Origin of the sequence: Lentibacillus sp., from assembly GCF_035301925.1 — a bacterium.
In the GTDB taxonomy this organism is placed as follows: domain Bacteria; phylum Bacillota; class Bacilli; order Bacillales; family Amphibacillaceae; genus Lentibacillus.
Map to the genome: position 1 here is coordinate 1 of NZ_DATGTI010000168.1, position 4,601 is coordinate 4,601.

At 44.5% G+C, this 4,601-nt stretch carries 4 protein-coding genes; 3 read left to right on the top strand and 1 reads right to left on the bottom strand.

Features of this window, described 5'->3' with window-relative positions; translation table 11 throughout:
• Positions 1-154 precede the first annotated feature (154 nt).
• Together VK080_RS13880 and nagE are read left to right on the top strand one after the other, a co-directional pair.
• Entirely contained in the window at positions 155-976 is an 822-nt protein-coding gene (locus tag VK080_RS13880; RefSeq protein WP_324225367.1) for a PRD domain-containing protein, read from the top strand.
• A gap of 110 nt (positions 977-1,086) precedes the next feature.
• Positions 1,087-2,559 (top strand): N-acetylglucosamine-specific PTS transporter subunit IIBC, encoded by a 1,473-nt coding sequence (nagE, locus tag VK080_RS13885; RefSeq protein ID WP_324225368.1) that lies wholly within the window; start codon positions 1,087-1,089, stop codon positions 2,557-2,559.
• A 143-nt stretch (positions 2,560-2,702) separates the two neighbouring features.
• Here nagE and VK080_RS13890 read toward each other — a convergent pair whose 3' ends face one another.
• The gene (locus tag VK080_RS13890; RefSeq protein WP_414672256.1) at positions 2,703-3,473 is read right to left on the bottom strand and encodes an NRDE family protein; all 771 of its coding nucleotides are present in this window, start codon (positions 3,471-3,473) and stop codon (positions 2,703-2,705) included.
• A 622-nt stretch (positions 3,474-4,095) separates the two neighbouring features.
• Between VK080_RS13890 and VK080_RS13895 the strand changes: the two genes are divergently transcribed.
• The coding region (locus VK080_RS13895; RefSeq protein ID WP_324225370.1) for an MFS transporter at positions 4,096-4,601 on the top strand (506 nt) is incomplete at its 3' end.

Below are 4,601 nucleotides of genomic sequence, written 5' to 3' on the forward strand. Positions count from 1 at the left end.
TGCTTCAAGTGATGTGACGCCGGTTGTCATTACGAATGCACAGGAAACGGGAAAGCAGTACACGGTAACGGAAGATAAAGAAGGAAAGGCCGGAGAAACCGTGATCATCACCACATCAGATAAGTGATCTCCGGTATGAAAGGAGTGCTTTCTGATGAAAATCAGGAAGATATTGAATAACAATGCTGTCATTGTTATCGATGAGGGTGAAGAAAAAATTGCGATCGGCTCCGGGCTGGGCTTTGACAAGCAGAAGAATGACGTGATAAACCAGCGAAAAGTCGAAAAGCTGTTTGTGTTAAAGGAAAATGAAAAATTGCCGCAGCTCCTGCAACGGATTCCAGAAGAGCATTTCGCATTAACAGAGGAAATCATCGATTATGCCGAGCAGCGGCTGAACACTGGACTGAATGAGCATATCCGCGTACAGCTTGCTGATCATATTTCGTTTGCGATTGAACGTGAACAGAAAGGCATCCAGCTGAAAAACGCGCTGCTTCGCGAAATCAAAGTTTTATACCGGCAGGAGTTTGAGATTGGCTTGTGGGCGATCGAGCGCATTAAAACTGAAATTGGGGTTGAGATGCCTGTTGATGAAGCAGCGTTCATCGCCCTATACATTCATACGATGAAAATTCGAGGGGGTGATATACACGAAACAGTGCGGCAGACCACGATGGTGCAGACGATGGTGAATCGGATCAGGGACTATTTGAATATTGCTATTGACGAGGCTGATATATCGTATGATCGGCTTGTGACACATCTTCAGTTTGCCTTGACACGGGCAAAGCATCACGACAGTCATGTCATGGATAAAGACATGTTTGAGATGATCAAACAGAAATATGATGTTTCTTACCAATGTGCCAAGCAGGTAGCGGATGAAGCATCTAAATCTTACGGCATCCAATTGCCGGATGAAGAGCTGGGATACATTACGCTTCATATCGAACGATTGCGGACACATTCATAAGACATGTATTATGGACTTATTTTGTAAACGAATTCAAGCATTAATATTTGTTCACTTTATAACGGCACTGGATCCATTAAAACTTTAAAATACGTTAGGAGGAAAAAACTATGATGAAATATTTGCAGAATCTCGGCCGTTCCTTGATGCTGCCGGTTGCGGTACTGCCGGCTGCAGCGATTCTGATAGGTATTGGCAACTGGATTCTGAATTTCGATGAAGGCAATATAATCGCAACGTTTTTGACAAACGGTGGTACTGCGATTATTGGCAGTCTTGGCATTCTGTTTGCGGTCGGTGTCGCCATCGGAATGTCAAAGGAACAGGATGGTGCCGCTGGGCTGAGCGGGCTTGTAGCCTTTTTGGTCATCACAAATTTATTGAACGTAAGCAGCGTTGCAGGGCTGCAAGGTATAGAAGAAGGAGCTGTCAACGCAGCTTTTGAAAATACTGAAAACGTGTTTATTGGTATTCTTTCAGGTATCGTTGCTTCTATTATGTATAATCGTTTCAGTCAGGTGCGATTGCCTGATGCCTTGGCTTTCTTCAGCGGTAAGCGCCTTGTTCCGATTATGAGTGCTGCCGCCATGATGGTTGTATCAGCTATTCTATTCTTCGTATGGCCGGTTGTGTATTCAGGACTGGTTACATTTGGTACATGGATTAGTGATTTAGGTGCTGCAGGCGCGGGCTTATATGGTTTCTTTAACCGTTTGCTTATTCCGACAGGGCTGCATCACGCGCTAAACTCGGTTTTCTGGTTTGACGTTGCCGGAATTAATGATATTGCTAAATTCTGGGCGAGTGAAGGTGTACAGGGAATCACCGGCCGTTATCAGGCAGGTTTCTTCCCAATCATGATGTTTGGTCTGCCTGCAGCCGCTCTGGCGATGTATCATACCGCTAAGTCGAAGCGGAAAAAGCAGGCCGCTTCACTGATGATGGCTGCCGGTTTTGCATCATTTTTAACCGGTGTAACGGAGCCACTTGAATTTTCATTTATGTTCCTGGCACCTGCATTGTATGTTGTACACGCAGCATTGACAGGTTTATCGCTGGCTATTGCGGCGATGTTCGAATGGACGGCTGGTTTCAGTTTCAGTGCCGGCTTGGTTGACTACACCTTAAGTTTGGGTGTGCCAATTGCCAATCAGCCGCTCATGCTCATATTGCAGGGACTTGTATTTGCGGTTATTTACTACTTCCTCTTCCGTTTCCTGATTGTGAAATTTGATCTGAAGACACCGGGTCGTGAAGATGATGACGTGCAGGAAGACGAGGCGAGGACAGAAACTGCTGGTTCCGGAGATGCGCCTGCTGCTGAAGAAGGTGAAACAGCTGTTATGGCTGAGAAAATTTACGAAGGTCTTGGCGGAGATGAAAACGTCCTGACTGTTGACAATTGTGTGTCCCGCTTGCGTATTGAAGTGAACGATATGGATAAAGTTGATCAGGACAAAATTAAGGCAACCGGTGTTCCCGGCATCAATGTTGTCGGTAAACACAATATTCAGGTTGTCGTTGGTACACAAGTGCAATTTGTGGCTGATGAGATCCGGAAGATTCACAAAAAAGATGAATAAGGAAATGAAAATAGCGGACAGCACGGGTTGTGTTGTCCGCTTTTATTATACGCTCTCGGCCGGCGTTTGCTGATAACATGCAGGAACCGGAAGAAGCTCTTGCGCTGATAGCAGACCAAAACACGCTGAAAAAGCACACTCAATCACGTTTCACTAAGCTGGAACGAGAAACGGCTCTCATTATCAAATTTTCCTCTGTCATAAGTCCGTTCCACGAAAGTCACATGATTGTTCCGGTCCACAAGCAGAACTGTCGAAGCGCGGGTACCGTACCCGTCCGTTTTAATGAATAAAGGTGACAGCTTACGCTCGAGGTCCAAGCCAACACCGGTATCGGGGAGGTTCTCATCCGGTGCTTTTTCCGCATCGGCAATGATATCGAAAAGCGGCCCGGTCTCAATGGTCGAATGCTGTTTAACATATTGTGCAAGTTTTTCTTTACCTTTTACGACTTTCGGCCATGGGGTGTTTAGAAACGCGTTGCTTAACCCGTGAGTGCCTGTGGAAACCTGTGACATTTCATTTTGAATATTGCTGTAATAATATAATTGTTCAGGACTTCCGCCAATGAAGTTGAAACCGGTATACAGATCTTTTTCGTTTTGCAGTTTTGTAAAAAAGTCAGCAGCCGGTATACTGCTTTCAAGAAAATGCCTGACAATATGGCCGCGCGATCTTTTATTGCTCCGGTCTTCATTGGGATCGCGGTAGTTGGTTAATGCAGCAACACGGCCACTTTTTGTAATACCAAGCCAGGTGCCCATTCCGATTAGATCCCTGCCAGCCAGAATGTCAGGGTTATCGTCCCAGAATTGGGCTGGGGCGGTGGGACGCTCATAAATTTCATCCCGGTTAGCAGCGATGATTAATTTGTAATTCGGATGATCCTGAAAATGAAAATTAATTAAACACATCATTAACCATCCTTTTTATTTATTATATCCTGAGGAAGAGCCAGTTCCAAATAATGTGAAACTTCAATCAGAGGGGGTATTCCCTCATCCCCCTCTGATAATAAGGAACAAAGGCTAAGAACGCCACATCCTCGAAGTGAAAAGATACACTAAGCGGAGAGGAGTGGAATCGACTGAAGACTGAAAAAATCTGTAGAAAATGCGAGGAATCCAACAGAAGAGTAATGTCAGCAAATTTCATGCTGCAATAAAAGTAATCGGCGGATGCCGATTACCACCACGCCAACGCCTCCATTCTGAAGTGTTTAGTATTCTGTTCCCTTAATAGGTTCGATTTGAAACATGAAAAGTCGAAAGCCAGTATATCCGATGTTACAGAATTTTCATTAGCAGTTTTTTTGATGTTTTGTCGAATAGAAGAGAAGGACAAGGTGTATCTTTAAAAGTGGAGGGTTTCTTATATGGCTGCTGGGGTTCGGATCTGTATTGATAGTGGGGTTGAATATGTCAAAAAAAGCATGCACTTCCATAATGGAATGATTTATGCTAGACTATGTGAATATGTCTTAATAAAAATAGTCCTTGAATAAGGGATATTTATAGATAGAGAGAAGGATCTTTTATGACGGAAAATCATGAATATCAACAACCACAAAGTCGAGCTAAACGGACAACGCTCATGCTCGTATTGATATCGGGTGCGTTTGTTGCTATATTGAATCAAACGTTATTGGCAACCGCGCTGCCGAAAATTATGGCGGACATGAATCTCGAAGAAAGTACGGCTCAATGGCTAACATCCATTTTTATGTTGGTTAACGGGATTATGATACCTGTAACAGCCTTGCTGATTAACCGTTTTACAACCAGGGGTCTCTTCCTCACAGCAATGGGGTTGTTCGGAGCAGGAACCATCATTTGTGCATTCGCGCCGAATTTTCCGTTGTTGATGGTGGGAAGGGTTATCCAAGCTTCAGGTGCAGGGATTATCATGCCGCTGATGCAGACGATTTTGATGCTTGTTTACCCAATTGACAAACGTGGTTCCGCCATGGGTATGTTTGGTCTGGTTATTGCCTTTGCCCCGGCGATCGGGCCGACATTATCCGGCTATCTGGTTGAGCATTT

Coding starts and splice junctions, on each gene's coding strand:
- VK080_RS13880 (WP_324225367.1), top strand. CDS start 155: ATGAAAATCAGGAAGATATTGAATAACAATGCTGTCATTGTTATCGAT.
- nagE (WP_324225368.1), top strand. CDS start 1,087: ATGATGAAATATTTGCAGAATCTCGGCCGTTCCTTGATGCTGCCGGTT.
- VK080_RS13890 (WP_414672256.1), bottom strand. CDS start 3,473: ATGTGTTTAATTAATTTTCATTTTCAGGATCATCCGAATTACAAATTA.